Source organism: Pseudomonas sp. R76, from assembly GCF_009834565.1.
Lineage (GTDB): Bacteria > Pseudomonadota > Gammaproteobacteria > Pseudomonadales > Pseudomonadaceae > Aquipseudomonas.
The window spans coordinates 4,897,451-4,919,763 of sequence record NZ_CP019428.1; the positions used below are offsets into that span (position 1 = coordinate 4,897,451).

General features: G+C 61.5%; 20 protein-coding genes and 1 riboswitch. Of the genes, 8 read left to right on the forward strand and 12 right to left on the reverse strand.

The window, feature by feature from the left end; all coding sequences use genetic code 11:
- Window positions 1–78 precede the first annotated feature (78 nt).
- Genes PspR76_RS22015 through cobO form a run of 6 tightly spaced genes read right to left on the reverse strand, consistent with a single transcriptional unit; the run spans window position 79 to window position 6,072 of the window.
- Window positions 79–1,530: a cobyric acid synthase gene (locus PspR76_RS22015; protein ID WP_159958694.1), complete on the reverse strand. Its 1,452-nt coding sequence runs from the start codon at window positions 1,528–1,530 to the stop codon at window positions 79–81.
- Complete coding sequence (gene cobD / locus PspR76_RS22020; RefSeq protein WP_159958696.1) at window positions 1,527–2,516, reverse strand: threonine-phosphate decarboxylase CobD; 990 nt, start codon at window positions 2,514–2,516, stop codon at window positions 1,527–1,529. Before cobD ends, PspR76_RS22015 begins: the two co-directional genes overlap by 4 nt.
- Window positions 2,509–3,417, reverse strand: coding sequence for an adenosylcobinamide-phosphate synthase CbiB (gene cbiB, locus PspR76_RS22025; protein WP_159958698.1), 909 nt, complete (start codon window positions 3,415–3,417; stop codon window positions 2,509–2,511). The genes cobD and cbiB overlap by 8 nt, the downstream gene beginning before the upstream one ends.
- Complete coding sequence (bluB, locus tag PspR76_RS22030) at window positions 3,414–4,064, reverse strand: 5,6-dimethylbenzimidazole synthase (protein ID WP_159958700.1); 651 nt, start codon at window positions 4,062–4,064, stop codon at window positions 3,414–3,416. Before bluB ends, cbiB begins: the two co-directional genes overlap by 4 nt.
- The gene (locus PspR76_RS22035) at window positions 4,061–5,464 is read right to left on the reverse strand and encodes a cobyrinate a,c-diamide synthase (protein ID WP_159958702.1); all 1,404 of its coding nucleotides are present in this window, start codon (window positions 5,462–5,464) and stop codon (window positions 4,061–4,063) included. Before PspR76_RS22035 ends, bluB begins: the two co-directional genes overlap by 4 nt.
- Entirely contained in the window at window positions 5,461–6,072 is a 612-nt protein-coding gene (gene cobO / locus PspR76_RS22040; protein ID WP_010208674.1) for a cob(I)yrinic acid a,c-diamide adenosyltransferase, read from the reverse strand. Before cobO ends, PspR76_RS22035 begins: the two co-directional genes overlap by 4 nt.
- Before the next feature lie 79 nt (window positions 6,073–6,151).
- A riboswitch (cobalamin riboswitch) is annotated at window positions 6,152–6,399 on the reverse strand.
- 99 nt (window positions 6,400–6,498) lie between these two features.
- Here cobO and PspR76_RS22045 point away from each other — a divergent pair.
- Complete coding sequence (locus tag PspR76_RS22045) at window positions 6,499–7,812, forward strand: PQQ-dependent sugar dehydrogenase (RefSeq protein ID WP_159958704.1); 1,314 nt, start codon at window positions 6,499–6,501, stop codon at window positions 7,810–7,812.
- A 165-nt stretch (window positions 7,813–7,977) separates the two neighbouring features.
- Here the strand turns inward: PspR76_RS22045 and PspR76_RS22050 are convergent, their stop codons facing one another.
- The 5 genes from PspR76_RS22050 to PspR76_RS22070 form a co-directional block, all read right to left on the reverse strand.
- On the reverse strand, window positions 7,978–8,517 hold the full coding sequence (locus PspR76_RS22050) for a C40 family peptidase (RefSeq protein ID WP_159958706.1): 540 nt from the start codon (window positions 8,515–8,517) through the stop codon (window positions 7,978–7,980).
- 144 nt (window positions 8,518–8,661) lie between these two features.
- On the reverse strand, window positions 8,662–9,291 hold the full coding sequence (locus PspR76_RS22055) for a C40 family peptidase (RefSeq protein ID WP_159958708.1): 630 nt from the start codon (window positions 9,289–9,291) through the stop codon (window positions 8,662–8,664).
- 213 nt (window positions 9,292–9,504) lie between these two features.
- Window positions 9,505–10,209 (reverse strand): DnaA regulatory inactivator Hda, encoded by a 705-nt coding sequence (gene hda / locus PspR76_RS22060; protein ID WP_017134884.1) that lies wholly within the window; start codon window positions 10,207–10,209, stop codon window positions 9,505–9,507.
- 204 nt (window positions 10,210–10,413) lie between these two features.
- Window positions 10,414–11,487, reverse strand: a complete 1,074-nt coding sequence (locus PspR76_RS22065) for an AI-2E family transporter (RefSeq protein WP_159958710.1) — start codon at window positions 11,485–11,487, stop codon at window positions 10,414–10,416.
- A gap of 42 nt (window positions 11,488–11,529) precedes the next feature.
- A complete protein-coding gene (locus PspR76_RS22070) occupies window positions 11,530–12,570 on the reverse strand; it encodes a DUF2066 domain-containing protein (RefSeq protein WP_159958712.1) in 1,041 nt (346 codons plus the stop codon).
- Between the two features lie 354 nt (window positions 12,571–12,924).
- Between PspR76_RS22070 and purM the strand changes: the two genes are divergently transcribed.
- The 7 genes from purM to PspR76_RS22105 all read left to right on the forward strand — a co-directional run bounded on the left by purM (window position 12,925) and on the right by PspR76_RS22105 (window position 21,578).
- On the forward strand, window positions 12,925–13,983 hold the full coding sequence (gene purM, locus PspR76_RS22075) for a phosphoribosylformylglycinamidine cyclo-ligase (RefSeq protein WP_159958714.1): 1,059 nt from the start codon (window positions 12,925–12,927) through the stop codon (window positions 13,981–13,983).
- Window positions 13,983–14,633, forward strand: coding sequence for a phosphoribosylglycinamide formyltransferase (purN, locus tag PspR76_RS22080; RefSeq protein ID WP_159958716.1), 651 nt, complete (start codon window positions 13,983–13,985; stop codon window positions 14,631–14,633). Before purM ends, purN begins: the two co-directional genes overlap by 1 nt.
- An 8-nt stretch (window positions 14,634–14,641) precedes the next feature.
- Window positions 14,642–15,355 carry a DUF3108 domain-containing protein gene (locus PspR76_RS22085; RefSeq protein WP_159958718.1) on the forward strand — a complete coding sequence of 238 codons (714 nt, stop codon included), beginning with the start codon at window positions 14,642–14,644 and terminating at the stop codon, window positions 15,353–15,355.
- Window positions 15,356–15,748: 393 nt separating this feature from the next.
- Window positions 15,749–15,937: a hypothetical protein gene (locus PspR76_RS22090; RefSeq protein ID WP_159958720.1), complete on the forward strand. Its 189-nt coding sequence runs from the start codon at window positions 15,749–15,751 to the stop codon at window positions 15,935–15,937.
- A 382-nt stretch (window positions 15,938–16,319) separates the two neighbouring features.
- Window positions 16,320–18,245 (forward strand): IucA/IucC family protein, encoded by a 1,926-nt coding sequence (locus tag PspR76_RS22095; RefSeq protein WP_159958722.1) that lies wholly within the window; start codon window positions 16,320–16,322, stop codon window positions 18,243–18,245.
- Window positions 18,235–19,446: an MFS transporter gene (locus tag PspR76_RS22100; RefSeq protein WP_159958724.1), complete on the forward strand. Its 1,212-nt coding sequence runs from the start codon at window positions 18,235–18,237 to the stop codon at window positions 19,444–19,446. The genes PspR76_RS22095 and PspR76_RS22100 overlap by 11 nt, the downstream gene beginning before the upstream one ends.
- Window positions 19,447–19,457: 11 nt before the next feature.
- Entirely contained in the window at window positions 19,458–21,578 is a 2,121-nt protein-coding gene (locus tag PspR76_RS22105; protein WP_159958726.1) for a TonB-dependent receptor, read from the forward strand.
- Window positions 21,579–21,754: 176 nt separating this feature from the next.
- Here PspR76_RS22105 and PspR76_RS22110 read toward each other — a convergent pair whose 3' ends face one another.
- Entirely contained in the window at window positions 21,755–22,300 is a 546-nt protein-coding gene (locus PspR76_RS22110; RefSeq protein WP_159958728.1) for a DUF2058 domain-containing protein, read from the reverse strand.
- Window positions 22,301–22,313: the final 13 nt, after the last annotated feature.

Sequence of the window (22,313 nt, forward strand, 5' to 3'; positions counted from 1 at the left end):
CATCAGATGAATAGCGGTTGGCTGGCAGGCCGCCATCGCAGGCAAGCCAGCCCCCACACAAAACCCTTGTATACACCGTCAGATCCCGCACAGCTTACGCAGCAAATCGGTGTCCAGATGGTTCTCCACAAGGTCCGCCAACCGCTCTATATCGCGCTCGCGCAGGGCGTGGTAATCCACCTCTTGCACCTCCTGCAGCCCAGCCCAGCGCAGCAGTGCACTGCACGCCGCCGGCGTTTCAAACAAGCCATGCAGATACGTGCCAAGAATCTGGCCGTCTTCACTCTGGGCGCCGTCAGTACGGCCGTCATCGAGCAGCACGGCGGCGCGCGACAAGGCATTGCCGGCGGTCACACCCGCATGGATTTCATAGCCGCTGACCTCCGCGTCCTCCAGCAACAAGCGCCCACGCACATTGCGCAACTGCTTTTCTTCTTCCAGCGTCGTACTGAATGCCAGCAAGCCCAAGCCTTCACTCGACCCGGCAGGCCCTTCCAGCCCAAGCGGGTCGTGCACGTGTTCACCGAGCATCTGCAACCCGCCGCAAATCCCCAGTACCTTGCCGCCATAGCGCAAGTGCCGGGCCACTGCCGTGTCCCAGCCGTTGGCGCGCAGGTAGGCCAAATCACTGCGTACACTTTTCGAGCCCGGCAGAATCATCAGGTCAGCGGCCGGAATCGCCTGGCCGGGCCCGACAAACTGCAGGTCGACCTGCGGATGCAGGCGCAGCGGGTCGAAATCCGTGTGGTTGCTGATGCGCGGCAACACCGGCACCACCACCTTGAGCACTTGCGCGGCCTTGTCGATCTGGCGCTGGTCGATGCCGTCTTCGGCCTCCAGGTGCAGGTCCATCACATAGGGCAACACGCCGACCACCGGTTTGCCGGTGCGCGCTTCCAGCCAATCGAGCCCTGGCTGCAACAAGGCGATATCGCCGCGAAACCGGTTGATGATGAAACCCTTGACCCGCGCCTGCTCCGTAGGCGACAGCAATTCGAGGGTGCCGACCAGATGGGCAAACACACCCCCACGATTGATATCGGCGATCAGCAGCACCGGGCAATCCACCGCCTCGGCGAAGCCCATATTGGCGATGTCGTTGGCGCGCAGGTTGATCTCCGCCGGGGAGCCCGCACCTTCCACCATCACCACCGGGTAGGCCGCGCTCAGACGCGCGTGGGAGGCCAGCACCGCTTGCATCGCGATGGCTTTGTAGTCGTGATAGGCCACGGCGTTCATGCTGGTGACGGCGCGGCCGTGGATGATCACCTGGGAACCGGTGTCACTGTTGGGCTTGAGCAGCACCGGGTTCATGTCGGTGTGCGGCGCCAGGTTGGCGGCCTGGGCCTGCACCGCCTGGGCGCGGCCGATCTCGCCGCCTTCAGCGGTGACGGCGCTGTTGAGCGCCATGTTCTGCGGTTTGAATGGCACTACGGCGATGCCCTGGCGCACCAGCCAGCGGCACAACGCAGTCACCAGGGTGCTTTTGCCCGCATCGGAGGTGGTGCCTTGCACCATCAGCGTACTCATGCAGCTTCCTTGTAGGCGGCCAGGGCTTGATCGAGGCGCAACCAATCCGCCTCCGTGTCGGGCAGGCCAAAGCGCAGGCTGCTGTCGTGAATAAACAGGCGCAGCAGGATGCCGCGCTGGGCCATGAATTCGTGCATGCGCTCGGCGTGCGGCGTGATCAGCCACTGGAACAACGCGCAGCCACCGTGAGGCTGAAAACCATGGCGCTCAAGCAGGTCAAACAAGCGCTGGCCGGCTTCGATACAACGCTCTCGTTGTTGCACATGCCCCGCCGTATCGCGCAGGCACACTTGGCCAAGCACCCGCGTCGGCCCACTGACCGCCCAAGGGCCGAGCTGTTCGGCGAGCAACTTGAGCAGCTTGCGCTCCGCCAGCACAAAGCCCAGGCGCACGCCGGCCAGGCCAAAGAATTTGCCGAACGAGCGCAACACAATCAGGCCGACTTGATGGGCCTGGCTGGCCAGGCTCAACTGCGGCGTCACGTCCATAAACGCTTCGTCCACCACCAGCCAGCCGCCGCGCTGGGCCAGCCGCGCGTGCCAGTCCAGCAGGCGTTGCGGGCTCAGGCTGAGGCCGGTGGGGTTGTTTGGATTGACCACCACCAGCACATCGAGGCCGTCGAGAAAGAAGTCGACTTCCTGCTCCTGCACTTCGCGCACCACGTAACCGGCGCGGCGCCAGGCTTCGGCGTGTTCGGCATAACACGGCGACAACACGCCGACCTTGCCGGAGCGGCGCAGACGCGGCAGCAATTGAATTGCCGCCTGGGAACCCGCCACCGGCAATACGTGGGCGGCGCCGTAGTACTCGCTGGCGGCCTTTTCCAGGCCGTCATCGGTTTCCGGCAACCGCGCCCAGGCCCGCAGCGGGATCTCGGGGATCGGCCACGGCCAGGGCGCGAGGCCACTGGACAAATCAAGCCAGTCCGCCTCGGCAATCCCGTACTGAATCACGGCCTTACGCAGCCGGCCACCGTGTTCAAGCATAAAATTGCGCCCCCGCGCAGAGGATCAACAGCCACAACCATACGCCGCGCTGCACCAGTTGCCAGCCACGGTCGATGGCGTCGGCGTCTGCCGCCGGGCCTTCGCCCAGTTGCGGACGCTGATGCAGCTCACCGTGATAAATCGCCGCGCCGCCCAGTTCAACCCCCAATGCGCCCGCACCCGCCGCCATGACCGGCCCGGCGTTGGGGCTGTCCCATGTCGGGCCCTGGGTGCGCCAGCATTTAAGCGCCAGGCGAGTTTTGCCGAGCACGGCGTAGGTCAATGCCACCAGACGCGCAGGAATGTAGTTGAGTACATCGTCGATTTTTGCCGCCGCCCAGCCAAAGCGCTCGAAGCGCTCGTTGCGATAGCCCCACATGGCGTCGAGGGTGTTGCTCAGGCGATAAAGCACCACGCCCGGCACACCGGCGACGACAAACCAGAAAATGGCGGCAAATACAGCGTCGCTGCCATTCTCCAATACCGACTCGGTCGCCGCGCGCGCGACTTCGGTGCGGTCCAGCTCGCTGGTCTGGCGGCTGACCAGATAACTCACGCGCTTGCGTGCCTCATCCAGATCATCGCCACGCAGGGCTTGGGCGACCGGAATCACATGCTCGCCGAGACTGCGCATGCCCAACGCCAGGTACAGCGCCAGAATCTCCAGCACCCAGCCGATATACGGCGCCCATGACAGTGCAGTCGCCAGCAGGGTCAGCGGCACCACCGCGATAAACCACGCGGTCACGCCGTGGCTGCGCCAACCGCGCCCGCCCGTGTTGAAGCGTTGCTCGATACGCCCGGCAAAATTGCCGAACGCCACCAGCGGATGCCAGCGCCTGGGCTCGCCCAGCAGCGCATCCAGCGCCACCGCAGCGACACACAGCAAGGCCACACTCATTGACTCACTCCCCACACATTCTCATACAACATGTCACTCAGCGGCCGTGGTTCGGTCCAGCCTTCGAGTTGCAACATCGGTGCCGAGTAGAACTCCGCCACCGGCCCGAGGCATAACACCGCCAGGGGTTTTGCGCCGGGCGGCAAGCCCAGCAGGTCGGCCAGGGCTTGCGGTTCGAACAGCGACACCCAGCCCATCCCAACGCCCTCGACGCGGGCGGCCAGCCACAGATTCTGGATCGCACAGGACAGCGACGCCATGTCCATTTCCGGCAAGGTGCGGCGGCCAAAAATATGGCGCTCGCGATCATCCATCAGCGCGGCGACCAGCACCTCGGCGCAGTCGTGGATGCCTTCGACCTTGAGCTTCATGAACTCATCGGAGCGCTCGCCCAGGGCTTCGGCGGTGCGTACGCGCTCTTCTTCCACTAATTGCTGGATTTGGCCGCGCAGGTTTCGGTCGCTGATGCGGATGAATCGCCAGGGCTGCATCAAGCCGACGCTGGGTGCCTGGTGTGCGGCCTGGAGCAGGCGTTGCAGCAACTCGGGGGCCACGCTGCCGCCGGTGAAGTGGCGCATGTCGCGGCGTTCGGCGATGGCGCGGTAGACGGCCTGGCGTTCGGCTTCGGGGAAGGCGTTGTCTGTCATGGCTTGTTGGCGGGCAAGTCGAATCGTCGCACCGCCGCTCCCACATTTTGATTTGCGAACGCTGTCGATCTGGGAGCTGGCTTGCCTGCGATAGCACTCTCAAGGCTCGGCGCAAACAAAGCAGCCACCGCCGTAGGGTTGGAGGGAAAGTAAAAGTGCACGTAGGAGGCCGTCATCCGCCCCTGCCGGTATACCGCCTCGGCACCGCGCCCGCCATTCGGGCTCAGGCCACGGGCAATCGGCTGCCACTCGGTGCTGGTCAGGGAATGGTGATAGGTGTGCCCGCGCAGCACGCCTTCCGGCAACTCGACACTTTGCAGGGCCAGCGCCGCGAGTTTCTTTTGCATTACCGCATCGCCCTGCAGCAGGCCGACCAGCTCGGCGCGGGTGCCGTCGACATCGGTCAGCGAGTCCAGCAGGTAGAGCATGCCGCCACACTCGGCGAGCAGCGGTTTACCGGTGGCGTGGTGCGCGCGGATAGCGTTGAGCATCGGGGTATTTTCCGACAGCGCCTGGTGATGCAGTTCCGGGTAACCTCCGGGCAAATAGAGGCTGTCGGCGCCAGGCAATTCGCGATCGTGGATCGGCGAGAAGAAGTGTAACTCGGCGCCCATCGCCCGCAGCAGGTCGAGGCTGGCGCCATAGGTGAAGGCGAAGGCTTCGTCGCGGGCCACGGCAATGCGCACGCCTGCCAACAACGGCTCGGCTTCGATCACTTCCGGCGCGGCGAAGGTTACCGGCGGCGGCAAGGCGACTTCGCAACTGCTGCCCAAGGCTTGGGCGGCGGCATCCAGACGCACGTCGAGGTCATTCAATTCGCTGGCTTGTACCAGGCCGAGGTGGCGGCTGGGCAGCTCGATCCCGGTTTCACGCGACAGCGCGCCGTACCAGCGCAGGCCTTCGGTGAGGCTGCCTTCCAGCAGTTGCGCATGGCGCAGGGTGCCGACGCGGTTGGCCAGCACGCCGGCGAACGGCAGGTCCGGCTGGTAACGCGCCAGGCCCAACGCCAGCGCACCAAAGGTCTGGGCCATGGCGGTGCCGTCGATGACGCCGAGTACCGGCACGCCGAAGTGCCGCGCCAGGTCGGCACTGGAGGGCGTGCCGTCGAACAGACCCATCACGCCCTCGATCAGGATCAGGTCGGCCTCGCCCGCCGCTTCCCAGAGCAAACGCCGACTCTCCTGCTCGCCAACCATCCACATGTCCAACTGATACACCGGCGCACCGCTGGCGCGCTCGTGAATCATCGGGTCGAGGAAGTCCGGCCCGCATTTGAACACGCGCACCTTGCGCCCCAGGTTGCGGTGCAGACGCGCCAACGCGGCGGTGACGGTGGTTTTGCCCTGACCGGACGCCGGAGCGGCGATCAGTACGGCCGGGCAATGACGGGGCTGATTCAAAGTTCGACGCCCTTCTGTGCCTTGATACCGGCCTGGAATGCGTGCTTGAGCATACCCATTTCGGTGACGGTGTCGCCCATTTCGATCAGCTCGGGCTTGGCGCCACGGCCGGTGACCACCACGTGCTGCATCGGCGGGCGGGCTTGCAGGTCGCTGAGTACTTGGTCGAGGTCGAGGTAACCGTGCTTGAGGGCGATGTTCAGCTCATCCAGGACCACCAGGCCGATGGAGGGGTCTTGCAGCAGCTCGCGGGACACCGCCCAGGCGGCTTCGGCGGCGGCGATGTCGCGCTGGCGGTCCTGGGTTTCCCAGGTGAACCCTTCGCCCATCACATGGAAGCGCACTTGCTCGGGAAAGCGGCGGAAGAACAATTCCTCGCCGGTGCTGTTACGCCCCTTGATGAACTGCACCACGCCGCATTGCATGCCGTGGCCCATGGCGCGGGCAAGCATGCCAAACGCCGAGCTGCTTTTGCCTTTGCCGTTGCCGGTCAATACCAGCAGCAAGCCGCATTCGTTCGGGGAGTTGGCGATGCGCTCGTCGATCACGGCTTTTTTGCGCAGCATGCGCGCCAGATGGCGTTCGTCGCGGTCGGGGGAATCAGTCATGGCAGCTCTCCGTTGGGGCTGGACAAAAACGGCGGGCAGGAAAAAGAAAAAACAGACAGCCAAGCATCGCCCACCGTGATGCTGTTGGATGATCCAGGCCGGTCTCCGGACTCATGAGTGGCGTTCTCTTCATCGAAAACAGGCCGACGGCGCGCCTTCCCATATCACCTGGATACAGTGGCAAAAGGCACCGTCTTGACTCATTTACCGTTGCGGGGGCAGCGCCGGAATCGCGGCAGCACTGTGTACAAGTGCGCTCGCTCACCGGCTTCCCTGTTTCACTCTGTCGGCACACGGCCACAGAGCACCTGGAACAAGCCGCGAAGGTTAGTGGGTTGGGGGTGGAGCGTCAATTAAAGCTGGCCTTGCACTTGAACCATCCGACTGCCGCGCTTCTCTACCCTTACAGGTATTAAGGAGAAAACCATGCACAAAACCAGACTCGCCTTACTGATCATGCTCGCCGGCACCCTCGCCGCCTGCGGCGAAAGCTCTACCTTGCAGGTCTCCGACGGCACAGGGCCTTCGCCCAAACTGCCGGAGCCGAACAAAACCCTGATCCCCACTGTGAACATCGCCCCGGCGATTGGCTGGCCTGACGGCGCGAAGCCGACAGCGGCCTCCGGCACCCAGGTCGCGGCGTTTGCTGAAGGCCTGGACCACCCGCGCTGGCTGTATGTATTGCCCAACGGCGATGTGCTGGTGGCGGAAACCAACGCGCCGCCCAAGCCGGATGATTCCAAGGGCATTCGTGGCTGGGTCATGGAGAAAGTCATGGGCCGCGCCGGCGCCGGCGTGCCGAGCCCGAACCGTATCACCCTGTTGCGCGATGCCGACCACGATGGTGTAGCCGAAACCCGCACCGTGTTCCTGGAGAACCTCAACTCGCCGTTCGGCATGACGCTGGTCGGCAATGACCTGTATGTGGCGGATTCGGACAAGCTGTTGCGCTTCCCTTATCAGCCGGGCGAAACCGCGATCAAGGCAGCCGGCACCACGGTGGTCGACTTGCCGGGCGGCAGCATCAACCACCACTGGACCAAAAACGTGGTGGCCAGCAAGGACGGCAGCAAGTTGTATGTGAGCGTCGGTTCCAACAGCAACGTCGGCGAGAACGGCCTGGCGGCGGAAGAAGGTCGCGCGGCGATCTGGGAAGTCGACCGCGCCACTGGCCAGCACCGCATTTTCGCCTCTGGCCTGCGCAACCCGAACGGCATGGCCTGGGAACCGCAGAGTGGCAAGCTGTGGACGGCGGTGAATGAACGCGACGAGATCGGCAGCGACCTGGTGCCGGACTACATCACCTCGGTCAAGGATGGGGCCTTCTATGGCTGGCCGTTCAGTTACTACGGGCAGCACGTGGATGTACGCGTTTCCCCGCAGAACCCGGACCTGGTCGCCAAGGCCATCGCTCCGGACTACGCGGTGGGGCCACACACGGCATCACTGGGCCTGACCTTTGCCGAAGGCAGCAAACTCCCGGCGCAGTTCAGCAACGGCGCATTTATCGGCCAGCACGGTTCGTGGAACCGCAAGCCGCACAGTGGCTACAAGGTGATCTTCGTGCCGTTCGAGGGGGGCCAACCTAAAGGCCAGCCGGTGGATGTGCTGACCGGGTTCCTCGACAAAGACGAGAAAGCCATGGGCCGGCCAGTGGGCGTGGTGATTGATCAGCAGGGGGATTTGCTGGTGGCCGATGATGTGGGGAATAAGGTGTGGCGGGTGTCGGCCGCCAAATAGCCGATCTCGAATACACCACAAACCAATGTGGGAGCTGGCTGTTGTGGGAGCTGGCTTGCCTGCGATTGCATCACCTCGGTCCAATTTGAAGACCGAGGTGCCTGCATCGCGGGCAAGCCCGGCTCCCACAAAGGCCAAGCTCCCACATTTTTATTCTGCTGAGCCTTAAGGGTTGCGCGCCAGATTCGCTGGCAGCACGCGCTTGGCGCTCAAGTAGGCATTCTGCCAATAGGCCTTGGACAGCGTATCCAGCTTCACGGTGCCGCCGGTTTGCGGCGCATGCACAAAGCGGCCTTCACCGACGTAGATCCCTGCGTGGCTGACCTGAGAACCGCCGCCGGTGGCGAAGAACAGCAAGTCACCCGTCTGCAGGTTCGCTTCGCTGACGTCCTGGGCACGCATCACGATCAGTTCACGGGTGGTGCGCGGCAAAGAGATGCCCGCCGCGTCACGGTAGACAAAACCAATCAAACCACTGCAGTCAAAGCCCGAGTCCGGCGTGTTGCCGCCCCACCGATAAGGCGTGCCGACCAGGCCCAGCGCACGGAATAGCACGTCTTCGGCCGCAGGCGAGAAACTTTGGGTGGAATAATTGAACACCGGCTTAGGCTTGACGGCGACGGGCGCAGGCGGCGGTGGACGGCTTGCGCAGGCACTGAGGAGCGCGGCGCAAACAAGCAGAATGAGGCGGGCTGACGTCGACATGGGCAGAACAATCCTGGTCTGGATGCGGCTTTCGCTGCCGAACGCTGAAAACCAGAACGCGCAAGCAAAGCTCGCGCGAACGGATTACAACAATGTCCAGGGATTCTAGCGCTTACACGTCAAACTTCAAGTATCACTTTAACTTTACTTGCTGGCGGTAACCGTAGTCGGGGCCATGGCGAGTGCGCGCTTGGCTTCGATGAAGGTTTTGCTCCAGTAGCTGTCGCCCAGGTTGTCGACTCGAACACCACCACTGCGGCGGCTGCTGGAGTGGATAAACTGGTTATCGCCCAAGTAGATACCGGCGTGGCTTACGCGACCACGGCCAGCCGTACTAAAGAAAAGCAGATCACCGGGCTTGAGGTTGTTGCGTGCGACCAACGGTGCATCCACGTTGATCATTTCGCGGGTCGAGCGAGGCAAATTCATGCCGGCTTCTTCGCGAAACAGGTAGCCGATGAAGCCGCTGCAGTCGAAACCGGCTTCAGAGGTGCCGCCAAAACGGTAACGAGTACCGATCAGGGACATGCCGCGTTCGAGGATGCTGTCGGCCAGAACTGGAAGCTGGTAAGGCTTGCTGCCGGCGAAGTCGGCCAGTTCCGTCTCGGTTGCCACCTCTTCCTCATAAACAGTGGAAGACTGTGATGCAACGAATTTTGCCTGGGACTGTTGTGCTGGTTTTTGCTGCTCAGCCACGTTTTGAGTGTGGGTGGCGCAACCAAACAACAGGGTAACGAGTGCGAGAGGCACGAGGGGTGCGAAGCGATTTAGCATGGGCACGACCGTGGCTGATATGTAAAGAAGTCGAGACTATGCCCACTATCACATCGATTTGCAAATTCAATCGTGATCTATGTGACTTCTTGTTTGAACGATGACATCTAAGCCCTTAACACCCAATACCTGCCCGTTGCGTGGCCAAACCGGCCCAAACGCAGGTTTTCTGGCGCCTGAAATTTGCCGAAAGCCACGCAATACAAGGCCTGGCTACCAGCCGAGGGTTTCCTTGAGAAACGGGATGGTCAGCTTGCGCTGAGCCTGCAACGAGGCCTGATCGAGCTGTTCGAGCAAATCGAACAACGCGCTCATGCTGCGGGTGCCACGGGTGAGAATAAAGTGCCCGACTTCATCGGTGAGGTGCAGGCCGCGACGGGATGCACGCAGTTGCAGGGCGCGCAGTTTGTCTTCATCGGACAATGGGCGCATCTGGAAGATCAGCGCCAGGGTCAGGCGCGACTTGAGGTCGGCCAGCTTCACCGGCAACTCACGCGGCGAGGTCGATGCGGCTATCAGCAAGCGCCGGCCGCTGTCGCGCAGACGGTTGAACAGGTGAAACAGCGCCTCTTCCCAATCAGCCTTGCCGGCAATTGCCTGCAGATCGTCCAGGCAGACCAGCTCGTATTGCTCAAGGTGGTCGAAGATGCCGATGCCACGGTCCATCAATTCAGCCAGCGGCAGGTAAACCGCCGGTTCACCCATCTGTTCGAAGCGCAGGCACGCGGCCTGCAACAGGTGGGTGCGCCCCACGCCGTGCTTGCCCCACAGATAGATCAGGCTTTCAGTCCACCCGGCGTCGGCTTCGCAGAGCCGCTCGACATAGCCGAGTGCAGCGGCATTGGCGCCTGGGTAGTAATTGATAAAGGTGGCGTCGTCACGCAGACGCACACCCAAGGGCAGCTGAATCGGTTTCATGCTGACTGAACGGCTCCAAACGAACCGTTAGTGGCCTCTGTGTAAAGTTTGCAAAGTTTATACCCGTGACGCCGGGCGCACAATGCAGCAGACCACAAGCAAAATCAAAGGTTTGCGTTAACTCGGGTCGATTTACGCAAATTGTTTGACACCACTCCCCCAGAAACAACAAACCCGGCCAGGGCCGGGTTTGTGACGGAGCGGTTACAAGTCGGGGTCTTCAACCCCGGTATACACATCCGAATCCTTGTACAGATCGTGCACATGGCGCACCAGCACCATGATCACCGCCGCTACCGGCAGGGCCAGCAGGATGCCCGTAAAACCAAACAGCTCGCCGCCTGCCAGGATCGCAAAGATTACCGCGACCGGGTGCAGACCAATCCGGTCTCCCACCAGCAACGGCGTCAGCACCATGCCTTCCAGGGCCTGGCCAACCATAAACACCGCAACAATTCCCAGCATCGGGTACAGATCGCCACCGAACTGGAACAGCCCGGCGACCAGTGCGGCACCAATCCCGATCACGAAGCCCATGTACGGCACGATTGCGGCCAGACCGGCGATCAAACCGATCAACAGGCCCAGTTCCAGGCCGATAGCCATCAGGCCGGCCGCGTAGATGATCCCCAGCGCCAACATCACCAGCAGCTGACCGCGAACAAACGCGCCGAGCACCTCATGGCACTCTTCCGCCAGGGAGACGATGCGCTCCTCACTGTTACGCGGCAGCAGGCTACGGATCTTGGCCATCATGATGTCCCAGTCACGCAGCAGGTAGAACGCCACCACCGGGATCAGCACCAGATTGGTCAACCAGCCGATCAGCGCCAGGCTGGAGGCCGTGGCCTGGCTGAGCACAACACCGACGATATCGGTGGTTTGCCCCATATGCTCACTGATGGCCGCCTTGACCTTGTCGAACTTCCAGAAACCGTCCGCCAGCCCCAACTTGGCCTGGGCCCACGGCATTGCCGTGTGCTGCAACCAGTCAAGCATCTGCGGCGCCAGCTCATACAAGCGAACCAACTGCTTGGCGAGCATCGGCACCAACACCAGCACCAGCGCGGTGATGATCAACGTGAACAGCGCAAACACCGCCACCACGCCCAGGGTGCGCGACAGGCCAGCTTTCTCCAGGCGATCCACCACGGGATCGAACAGATAGGCCAGCAGTAACGCAACCAGGAACGGCGTGAGGATCGAATGCAGCAAGAACACAAAAACGCACAGCAGGACAATCCCGCCAAGCCACACCCAACGACGCGTATCCGCCATAAACCTCTCCATTATTTGCTTCTATCTATATAGGAAGAACTTTTACCAACGAAAACGCAGTTGCGCCTGCGGCTCAGGTGCAGCGGCCGGCTGCGTACCGTCCACCACTGGCTGCTGGACAGGTGCTTCACCTGCCGGCACTTCCTGCAACTTGGCCAGGCTCAACTGGGTACGCAACTGATCGGCACTGCCGTTGACGCGATACACAATGCGGTTGCCATCCACAAGCTGCGGCTGGCCACCAAACGGTTCGAGCAAATGACCCAGCGCGGCATAGCGCTCCAGGGTCATGCCCTGCACTTCAAGCAATTGCTCGCTGCTCACGCCCGGCTTGACGGCGAAGCGTGGCGCCAGCTTTTGGCTGACGGCCAGCAACACGGCATCGGCCACGGCGGCGGTGTCGGCACCTTGGGCAGTGCCCTGCTCACTTTTGTCGCCCAACCACAGGCGCCATTTTGCCTGCCATTGATTCCCTTCCTGGCGCGCGTGTACGGCGAGCAACGCGTCGGCGCCGTAGCGCTCGGAGGCCGCGCGCAGTGGCGTGGCGTCGGCACTTTCGAGATTCGGTGCAGTGGCGACAACTTGCTCATCCAGGTCGCCCAGCGGCAAGCGCAATGGCAAGCCACGGTGTTGCGCCGCGCGGCGCAGGGCACCGGCAATCGCCTGACCATCACCGACCAGGCTGCTGCCTTCGGTGGAGTCGTTCAGCCACCAGCCGAGAATCGACGGCCGATTGCTGCCCCAGATCGACAGGCCCGCGTCACGCAGGGCGCGATCGGTGCTGACCGGGTCGAAGTCCACTTGCAGGCTTTCCGGCGGGCCGGCGTCGTAGCCGTACTGGCTGATGATTTGCTGCGGGTCTTTGCGAATCGCCGCCAGGCCCGGGCCGTCGGCGGCCTTGGCGTCGTCGGTAAGGCGAATCACCAGGGTTTGCACCGCGCGCTGGGTGGCCTGGTCGCGCTCCTGGGGCGACTGGCTGCTGACCGGTTCAAGCACTTGATAGAGGCCATTGAGGGTTTCGGCATGACTCGCCAGGCTGACCAACGACAAGCAGCCTACAAAGAAGAATTTACACAGACGCATGAAAGATTCCCGAACGACAAATTTAGCGGCTGGAACAGACCGCGTGAACTCGGCTTGGCATGGCTGTGACCACAGCAGCCAGTAAAACATTCACGGGTCTCGGCAAGTTTTTGTACTGTCATAACGATAGCGGGTTAAAGGCTATACCTTAATACGCACCAAGGCAGAGCCGATTAGCATTTTTTTAACCGGCTTTTTTAACCTATATAGCCCTGCCCGTCGGCCCGAGGATGGCCGCTGCCTCTCAAGCCTGATAAAATCGCGCGCCTTCGCAGACCGTCAACGGCTGGGCCTTTTATCCAAAGCGCCTGCCGCTCGGTCGTTACCCAGAAATCCCCCCTAAAGGCCTGGATCATGAGCAAGCAACCCTCCCTGAGCTACAAGGACGCCGGTGTAGACATCGACGCCGGTGAAGCATTGGTCGAACGCATCAAGAGCGTCGCCAAGCGCACTGCGCGCCCCGAAGTCATGGGCGGCCTGGGCGGTTTTGGCGCCCTCTGCGAAATCCCGGCCGGCTACAAACAGCCTGTGCTGGTTTCCGGCACCGACGGCGTGGGCACCAAGCTGCGCCTGGCCTTGAACCTGAACAAGCACGACAGCATCGGCATCGACCTGGTTGCCATGTGCGTCAATGACCTGGTGGTGTGCGGTGCCGAGCCGCTGTTCTTCCTCGACTACTACGCCACCGGCAAGCTCAACGTCGAGACCGCGACCCAAGTCGTGACCGGCATTGGCGCCGGCTGCGAACTGTCGGGTTGCTCCCTGGTCGGCGGCGAAACCGCTGAAATGCCAGGCATGTACGAAGGCGAAGACTACGACCTGGCCGGCTTCTGCGTCGGTGTTGTCGAAAAATCCGAAATCATCGACGGCTCCAAAGTCGCTGCCGGTGACGCCCTGCTCGCCCTGCCATCGTCCGGCCCGCACTCCAACGGTTACTCGCTGATCCGCAAGATCATCGAAGTGTCCGGCGCCGACATCGAGAACACCCAGCTCGACGGCAAGCCGCTGACCGACCTGCTGATGGCCCCGACGCGCATCTACGTCAAGCCACTGCTCAAGCTGATCAAAGACACCGGCGCCGTCAAAGCCATGGCCCACATCACTGGCGGCGGCCTGCTGGACAACATCCCGCGCGTGCTGCCTAAAGGCGCCCAGGCGATTGTCGACGTGGCCAGCTGGACTCGCCCTGCCGTGTTCGATTGGCTGCAAGAGAAAGGCAACGTCAACGAGACCGAAATGCACCGCGTGCTGAACTGCGGCGTGGGCATGGTCATCTGCGTGGCGCAAGAGCACGTTGAAACTGCGCTGAACGTACTGCGTGAAGCCGGCGAGCAGCCTTGGGTCATCGGCCAGATCGCCACCGCTCCAGAAGGCGCGGCTCAGGTTGAACTGAAGAACCTCAAGGCTCACTGATGCCTCAGACCTGTGATGTCGTGGTGCTGCTCTCCGGCACCGGCAGTAACTTGCAGGCCCTGATCGACAGCACGCGTACCGGCGACAGCCCGGTGCGCATCGCTGCGGTGATCTCCAACCGCAGCGACGCCTACGGCCTGCAACGCGCCAGGGACGCAGGTATCGATACCCGCTCCCTGGATCACAAGGCTTTCGAGGGCCGCGAGGCCTTCGATAGCGCCTTGATCGAACTGATCGACGCCTTCAACCCAAAACTCGTGGTCCTTGCCGGTTTCATGCGCATTCTCAGCGCTGATTTTGTTCGGCATTACCAAGGGCGCCTGCTCAATATCCACCCTTCCCTGCTGCCAAAATACAAAGGGTTACATACGCACCAACGCGCCCTCGAGGCCGGCGACACAGAGCACGGCTGCAGTGTGCACTTCGTCACCGAGGAACTCGATGGCGGGCCTCTGGTCGTACAGGCAGTAGTTCCGGTAGAGTCTGCGGACTCAGCGCAGACGCTTGCGCAACGGGTTCATACCCAGGAACACAAGATTTACCCGCTGGCTGTTCGCTGGTTTGCCGAGGGGCGATTGATTCTTGGTGAACAGGGTGCATTATTGGACGGTCAGTTACTCGCGGCCAGCGGCCACTTGATTCGAACCTAGGAGATTTTATGCGTCGCGCCTTGCTCTTCGCTTTTGCGCTGTTCGCCTTGCCAGCCGTGCAAGCAGCAGACCTTCACCCTTTCTCCGCCAGCTACACCGCCGACTGGAAACAGTTGCCCATGAGTGGTTCGGCCGAGCGCAGCCTGACCAAGAATGACAATGGCTCCTGGACCTTGAATTTCAAGGCTTCCATGATGATCGCCAGCCTCACCGAAACCAGCGTGATCAGTTTCGACAAGGACGCCCTGCAACCGAAAAGCTACACCTTCGAGCGCGGCGGCCTGGGCAAGGCGAAGAAGATCAACCTCGATTTCGACCATGCGACCAACAAGGTCACCGGCTTCGAAAACAAGGACCCGGTCAACGTTACCCTTGAAAGCGGCATGCTCGACAAGTCGACTTACCAGCTTGCCCTGCAGCGCGACGTCGCCGCCGGCAAGAAAAGCATGAGCTACCGCGTAGTCGAAGGCACCGACGTCGACACCTACGATTTCCGCGTGATCGGCCCGGAAAAGGTCCAGACCAAAGCCGGCACCATTGACGCGATCAAGGTTGAGCGCGTGCGCGACCCGTCGCAGAGCAAGCGCATCACCCAGATGTGGTTTGCCAAGGACTGGGGCGGCATCCTGGTTGCCCTGCGCCAGGTAGAAACCGACGGCAAGGAATACAACATCATGCTGCTGGACGGCACCGTTGACGGCAAGGCGGTCAAAGGTAGCTGACAGGCTGATGGGCACAAAAGGAGCCTCGCTGAATGCGGGGCTTTTTTTCGCCTGCTGTTTTTGATGTGAAGCCCCTGGCGCCTTCGCGAGCAAGCCCGCTCCCACACTTGACCGAGTTCCAACATGAGTATGCGGTCGAATGTGGGAGCGGGCTTGCTCGCGAAGGCGCCAGCAGGGTCAACACAAGGTAAATGCCCTCCTCCAACATGAAACTTTTGTCATAAAACTCAGCACCCTGCGACGCAATGTCGCGGTTTACGTGGCCTGCAGCAATGTTGCGTTTTGCGCAATGAATTGTTGCGTGCAAAACCAGTTTACTTAGCAAGCTAACAAAACATATAAAAGAGGCCTGCGACGACTTGCCGCAGATCAACCAGAGATTGGAGCAAGCAGATGACTGTAAAAGTAACTGAACGCGACGATGCACACATGTCTCACGAAGCACTGGGCCATGGGATTCACATCTGGGATGTCCATCAACAAGACCAACTGGTCGGCATGTTTCACGACGAGAGCGAAGCCCACAATTATAAAAACGAGCTCGAATCTCTAGAGATGAAACGCCAGGCACAAAGCTCCTGAAACTCTGATATCGCGTAGACGCCCGGCCCCACGCAGCCGGGCCGCCTACACAAAAAACCCGCCCATTGAGCGGGTTTTTTGCGTTTCATCAGCAGCGATTGTCCTCTGCATTTGCGCCCTCGTAGCAAAGAAGACACATCTTACAAAGCACCCGTCCGCGTACTACAAGCCATTCCCAGCCCCCTGAACTAGCCTGTTCCAGACGCTTCCAGGCCATGTCTGCGCGTCTGATTGATCACATTATTCGTACGTAGTCACGCCTTCCACCTCGCCCGAAGAACCGTTTATGCAAAAAGCGTAACAACAAATAGACATTTGGTAATAGTTCTCGATACCATTCGCGCGCCTTCCACCCAGGACCACGGATAAGGAATTCGACTTGATGCATGGACACAACAGCACGCCGGAAAAATCACTGCTTGAGCGCTGGGGTGAAGCACTTGCCACTCCGCAATTTGTGGCCAATCACATCCCCCTTGATTCACTGATCAACACCCTGGCGCCCGCCGCCGAGCGCAGTTTCCAACGCCTGATCCAGGCACTGTTTCGTGAAGGCCTGCTGAACCCCAACACGCGCACCTATGACGAACGCGGCCACTGCTGGCTGGCGCTGCCTGACCACACCCGCCTGCGCTTCGATCACTTGCGCCCCGGCCGTATGGCCAGTTGGGACCTGCGTGGCCAGGTCATGCTGGTGCGTGATGGCCAGCCCGAGCAGAAGATTCAATTCCCATCGCAACTGCTGACCTTGCTTAACAGCAGCCTCGAATCATCGGCCGACCTTGAGGTGCTGAGCCGCCTCAACACCGAAATCGATGACAGCTTCGTCAACGACACGCTTTGCCTGGCCTTTCACGAGCAGTGGACGCTCAAGCTGCACGCGGCCATGGACCCGGCCCACCAGCACAATCTGCTGAGCCATCTCAAGCACGATGCAAGCGTGACCAACGCCACGTCCGTCCTTGAACAATGGGGCACGCTGGGCCACCCATGGCACCCCAACTACAAAACCAAGCTGGGCTTGGCCACCGACCAGGTGATCGACTTTTCACCGGAGTTCGAAGCACGCATCCCGGTATTGCTTTGCGCGCTGCATCGCCAATACGCGCATGTCGAAGTATTGGCCGATACCGCGGATTACTGGCAGTGGTGGCAACAGCACTTTCCACAGGCCGCCCGGCAATTGACTGCAACGCTTGCAGCACAGGGTCTTGAGGCGGGTGACTACCTGCCGCTGCCAGCGCACCCTTGGCAGGCCCGTCAGGAATTACCCCAACTGTTCGCCAACGAAATCGGTGACAAGCTGCTGGTGCTGACCGATATCGTCGCATTTACCGCCCACCCGACCATGTCGTTCAGGACTGTCCTGCCTGAAGGCAGTTGCGACGCGCCGATGGTCAAACTCCCGGTCTCACTGCGCTTGACCAGTGTGCAGCGCACGGTTTCGCCGCGCTCGGCGCGCATGGGCCCGCGGATCAGCCACTTGCTGCTGACGATCCTTGAGCGCGAGCCTGCCATTGCGCAGATCCTCAGCATCGTCCCCGAGCGGATCGGCGTGCACTTCAAGCCTCAACCGGCCAACGATGAACACGCCCGCCACTTGGCGGTTCTCTACCGCGACAATCCCCAGAGCCTGCTCCAACCGGGCGAAATGGCGGTGCCCGTCGGCAGTCTGTTTGCAATCGACCAGCACGGTCAGCCGCTGCTGAGGCAATGGGTGCGCCTGAGCAAAGGCCAGGACGACGCCGATGCCATGCTGGCGTTCTTTCGCGACTATGCCGCGATCGCCGTTCCGGCACTGTTGGGCATGTACCTGCGCTATGGCGTTGCCTTCGAGGCCCACCAGCAGAACTCCTTCATGGTCATGGCCGCAGACGGGCAACTGAGCCGCCTGTTATTGCGTGACTTCGGTGATATCCGCATCGACCGCAAAACCTTGCACGCCCACGGCCTGGACATCGAACTGCACGACCCCAGGATGACCCTGTACGACGACGCGGGCTTTGTACGTGACAAGCTGCTGCACACGGTATTCATGTGCCACCTGGGCGAACTGGTATTGCTCAGTGCCCGCCACTTCGACATCCCCCAGGCGTTGCTTTGGGATGAACTGTCGGCCCAGGTCAGCCAGTGTTTCGACGACTTGCGCACCCAGGTCGAACCCCAGCGTTGGGCAACCGAGCGCGAAGCGCTGCTGGAGCAGGACTGGCCCGCCAAGTCGTTCATGCGCATGCGCCTGCTGGAAAGCCATGCCGATATCGTCGGGCGCCTGCCCAACCCGCTGAGTGCCGCCGCCGATGGCAGCTAACCCCACCGCGCTGCGGCTGCTGGTGGTGATTCAACTGGTGTCGATGGGGGCCATGGAAATGAGCGGCCCCTTCTGGCCGTTGCAGATCCAGAAGTTGCTTGGCGTGGCCAACGCCCAGTACACCGGCCTGCTGTCTTCGCTGGTGTACGCCGGGCCGATGATGGCAGCGATGATCCTGACGCCAATGTGGGGGCGCCTGGGCGACCGTACCGGTCACAAGCCGATGATTATTCGCGCGCTGCTGGCGTTGGCGGTATGCCAGGCGCTGGCCGCTGTCACCTTCGATCCGTGGCTGCTGGTGGTGATCCGAGTGGCGCAAGGTGCGCTGGCCGGCTTTATCGCGGCGGCCCAAGCCTATGCGCTGGCCTGCTGTGGTGATGGCGGGCGCGGACATATTCTGGCTCGGCTGCAATCGGCAACCGCCGTGGGGTCACTGGCGGGGCCGGTGTTGGGCGGCTGGCTGATGGATGTCTCGGGCTTCGCCCTGCTGTGCTACAGCGCCACCGCCGTGTGCCTGGGCTGCGCAGTGCTCAGTGTGTTCCTGCCCAGCGATGCACCGCGCTCGCGGCCAACCCGCACCTGCGCGCCTGCCGCACTGCCCAAAGGCTGGCTTGGCGCAATGCTGGGGATCATCGTATTGATTCAGGCCGCCAAGATGATGCCCCAGCCGTTTTACGCCTTGTACGTCGCCGATGTGCTACAGGCACCCGCCTGGTTGATCGGCGCCAGCTATGCCGCCAGCGCACTCACGCTGGCACTGTCCGCGCCGCTTTGGGGCCGGCTGTTTGACCGACATCAACCGGCTCACACGCTGCGCATCATCGAATGGGTCACGTGGGCCTGCGCCTTGACGCTTGCGTTCACGGCGATGGCCAACGAATGGCTGGGCTTCCTTGCCAGCCGGTTGCTGTGGGGCGTGTGGCAAGGCGCTTTGCTGCCCGTCGCCTACACGTTGATCGCCAATACCGTTGCGCCCAGCCAGCAGGGTTTTGCCCTCGGCATGGGCAACAGCGCCGCAAAAGCCGGCGCGCTGTGCGGCGCCTTGATGGGCGGTATCGGCATGGCAATGGTGGGCCTGGCGCACAGCTTCTGGCTGGTGGCACTCACGTATGCCTTGGCCGCCGTGGGTATCCGCGCCATCCGTTCGTTCACCCGAACACCCGAGACATCCGGTTTTTCTGTCAATACTTCTAATAACTGAAAGGCAAGGTCATGAACAAATCGCAACTGGCAGTCCTGCTGCCCCTGCTCGGATCCATGAGCGGCCCAGCCTGGGCCGATCAGGCTGAAGAAACCCAGGCAGCGCCCAACAACCTGCAACTGCAGGCGACCGTGGTCTCGGCCACGCGCAATGAAACCAGCATTGCGGGGATTCCAGGCTCCGTGCAGGTCATCAGCGAAGACCAGATCCGCCAGCAGGCAGGCGCGGGACGCCGGGTTGCGGATATCCTCGGGCAATTGGTGCCGGGTATTGCGCCCTCCAGTGGTGGCATGAGCAACTTCGGCCAGACGCTTCGCGGGCGCAACACGTTGATCCTGATCGATGGCGTGTCCCAGAACGCCACGCGCGATAACTTCCGCCAGCTCAACAGCGTGGCACCGGAAAGCATCGAGCGTATCGAGGTTATCTCCGGCGCGAGCAGTGTCTACGGTGCAGGTGCGTCAGGCGGCATCATCAACATCATCACCAAGCGCAACAAAGGTGAAGACCTGGCCTTCAGCAGTAAAATCGGCATGACCGCCGGCAACAATTTCAGCCACAAAGGGTTCTCCTACGAGGGCTTCCAGAGCGCAACGGGCCGCCAAGGCCCTGTGGACTGGTACCTTTCGGGCAACTACGTGCAACGCAACGATCAGTTCGACGGCAACGGAAAACGCATACCCCAGGACACGTCCCAGGGCAGCAACATGGACACCGACACCTATGACCTGCAAGGTCGCTTCGGCTACGAGCTGGATGACGACAAGAAGATCAGCCTGTCGCTGCAAGACTACAAAGACGAACAAGACACGCGTTACACCAAGAACCCACGTAACGCCGGTACCGCCGTCGCAGTCAAAGGCCTGGACCTGGACGACCAACCCTTCACCCACAACCAGGCGGTCAACCTTAACTACACCGACAAGGATTTCTACGGCCAGGGCCTGCAGGTGGAAAGTTACTGGCGGCGTGCCGACGCGTTGTTCTTCCCGGACCTGTCGCGTGGCCGCGCCGGGATATCCGACAACAACAGCGTGCAGGATGTCTACGGCCTGCGCGCGGCGATCGATACGCAAATGCCGGACATCGGCCCGGCCACCGGCAACCTGGTCTGGGGTGCCGACTATGACCATGAAACCTCACGCCAGCGCGGCGACCAATACCGCGTCAACGGCCTGACCTACACCAAGACCGGCACCACGTTCGAAATGGGCCCGGACATCGCCACCGCCACCAAGGCCATCTTTGGTCAACTGTCCTACGACATTGGTGACTGGACCCTGCGTGGCGGCGTACGCCGCGAGTGGATCGAGAGCGAGGTTTCCGACAGCATCGCGTATGGCGAGATCGTCCAGACCGGCAATCGCGCGACACTGCCGGGCGGCACGCTCAAGTACGATGACACCCTCTATAACCTCGGTGCCGTGTACCACCTGAGCGAAAATCAGGATGTGTTCGTCAACTTCAGCCAGGGCTTTTCCCTGCCGGATATCCAGCGCTTCCTGCGTGACGTGAACAGCAAGTACGACATTCAAAACCTGAATGCCCAGGCGCTGAAGGTCGACAGTTACGAGCTGGGCTGGCGTGGCAATTGGGACAAGTGGCTGGCCAACGTCACGGCGTATGAAAACACCTCGGACGTTACCCAGTTCTATGACGCCAATGACCGGGTACTGCGCCTGATCAATCAGAAAGAGCGTGTGCGCGGCATTGAAACCAGCCTGACGTACAACTTCACCGATCAATGGTCGATAGGCGGTACTTACGCGTACGCCAAAGGCGAGACCCAGCAGAACGGCAAATGGATCGACCTGCCGGCCACACGTATTTCGCCTGCCAAGACCACCGCCTTTGTCGGCTACGACCGTGGCGACTACAGCCTGCGCCTGCAAGGCATGCGCCTGGCCGACTATGACGCCGCGTTCAAAGACAACAACGGCCGCGACATCAAAGGCTACACGCTGGCCGACCTGTTGGGTTCGGTAAGGTTGCCGGTAGGTCGCCTCGAAGGTGCGGTGTACAACCTCACCAACCGCAACTACCAGAACATGTTCGCCCAGGCCAACGCCCGTGCGCCGTACCCGAATGCCGAAGGTCGTACCTTCAGCCTGAGTTACGCAGTGGATTGGTGATCGGCTGACGCTACTGGTTAAAACACAAACCCCGCCTTTTGAGCGGGGTTTGTTGTTTTTTGGGGGGGCTTCGCCCCCCAACGCAGGGCAAGCCTGCTCGCCACAACAAGCCTGCTCGCTACAGCAAGCCTGCTTGGCACGACGAGACAGCTTGCCTCGCTACTGTTTCTACGGCCTTACCACATCAGATCATCCGGGATCTGGTAGGCGGCGTATGGATCATCTTCATCCGGCACTTGGCTTTCGGTGAGGATGTTGAGCTGCACGATACGCTCCGGCGCACGCTTCTGAATCTTCAGCGCCGCTTCACGCGGGATGACTTCGTAGCTGCCACCGTGATGCACGATCGCCAGGGAGCCGTTGCTCAGTTTGTTGCGCATCAAGGTGTTGACCGACAGGCGCTTGACCTTCTTGTCGTCGACAAAGTTGTAGTAGTCCTCGGTCGTCAGCTTGGGCAGGCGCGAGGTCTCGATCAATTGTTTGACCTGGGCCGTACGGGCCTTGGCCTCGGCTTTTTCCTGCTGCTGGCGGTTCAGCTCCTGATCGCGCTTGACCTTCTCGGCGTGCGCCTCGGCAGCCAAACGCGCCTGGGTGTCATCAACTTCGGCCTGGCCTTTATGGACCAGGCGCTGCTGCTTCTGCTTCTCTTTGCCGACCTGCTTGGCCTGCTTTTGGTTAACCAGACCTGCTTTGAGCAACTGGTCGCGAAGGGAAAGGCTCATGGTGCTTACTCAC